Origin of the sequence: Methylobacterium sp. J-001, from assembly GCF_022829565.1 — a bacterium.
Classification (GTDB): domain Bacteria; phylum Pseudomonadota; class Alphaproteobacteria; order Rhizobiales; family Beijerinckiaceae; genus Methylobacterium.
In genome coordinates, this window is sequence record NZ_JAKSYN010000175.1 from 1 (window position 1) to 1,096 (window position 1,096).

Here is a 1,096-nt window from a genome sequence, read left to right on the forward strand (position 1 = left end):
GAGGCCGAGCGCCGTAAGAACCGTCTGGCGACCGGTACGCCCAAACGGGACGATGTCGGCAGGGCGGTGCTGCATGCACTGCTGCAGGTCCTGCGCGCCCGCCCGGACTACAACGAGGTACAGATCCTCCAGCGCTACACGATCCAGTTGCTCAAGAAGGCGCATTTTAACAAAGGAGAGGCTGAGCGGGTGATCGCCGATATGATCGTCCGAGCCGATCACGACCGGGAGGAATGGATCTACGGGCGCGCATTCCGGGCGTGGCGTGATGGTGGATGCCAAGGCCCGCGCCCCGAACGACCGGACGACCCTAAAGGCAAGGTCCAATCGATCCCACGCCGGCCGAACGGCACGATGCCCTGGACGAACACGACCCCTCGCCTGCCGGGTTCGAAGCGTCGGAGCGCGTCACCGGATGACCCCGGCTGAGCGGTCATCGGCTGAGTGCTACTAACGGGGGGCCGAGGTATTTTCTTATGCGCCTGGAGGGTCAGCCCACGGCCCAGAGCAACGGGATCGCACCGGCTAGGAACAGGGCCGAGGACAGGAGCACGGCGAGGCGCTCGCGGTGATAGAGGGCGAAGGCATGAGGTCTGGCGAACATGAGGCGAGCCGGATCGGATGGGAGCATCATGCTCGCCCTCGAACCTTGACCGATCAGGGGCATTCCGCGCCGTCCACAGGCGGTCGTCGAGCAGCGTCGCATCCGAGCCACAGGCGGTTGGATGTGCTGATGCGCACGCCCCGGTGATCGGTTCAGGCGTACCCGTTTTTTCAAGGCCGCCCTCCGCCCCCTCAGGCGGCCCGATCAAGCGGCGCAGTGACCTCATGCGTTGCTGCGCCGTTGTCGTTGAAAGCTACCCGTAGAGCTGGCGGCACTCCTTACGAGCGGCTTCCATTCGCTGGTCGAGGTAGGCTGCGAGGTCTATCAATCCGACCCCTTTGGCTGACTTCCCCATTGAGCGGCCTTCTCGACGACGGGATTCGACGAACGCGCCGCCGCAGGGCGCGCAGCGCCTGCCTGTCGCCCCACTGTCACACGCGCGCCATACCTCGCTCGCGACCCTATGCGCGGACCTCAGGCGTCCGCCAGACA

2 protein-coding genes are annotated in these 1,096 nt (G+C 65.6%); one reads left to right on the top strand and one right to left on the bottom strand.

Features of this window, described 5'->3' with window-relative positions; genetic code table 11:
* The coding region (locus tag MKK65_RS22000; protein ID WP_243960203.1) for a hypothetical protein at nt 1-429 on the top strand (429 nt) is incomplete at its 5' end.
* 61 nt (nt 430-490) lie between these two features.
* Here the strand turns inward: MKK65_RS22000 and MKK65_RS22005 are convergent.
* On the bottom strand, nt 491-634 hold the full coding sequence (locus MKK65_RS22005) for a hypothetical protein (RefSeq protein ID WP_243960204.1): 144 nt from the start codon (nt 632-634) through the stop codon (nt 491-493).
* Nucleotides 635-1,096 lie beyond the last annotated feature (462 nt).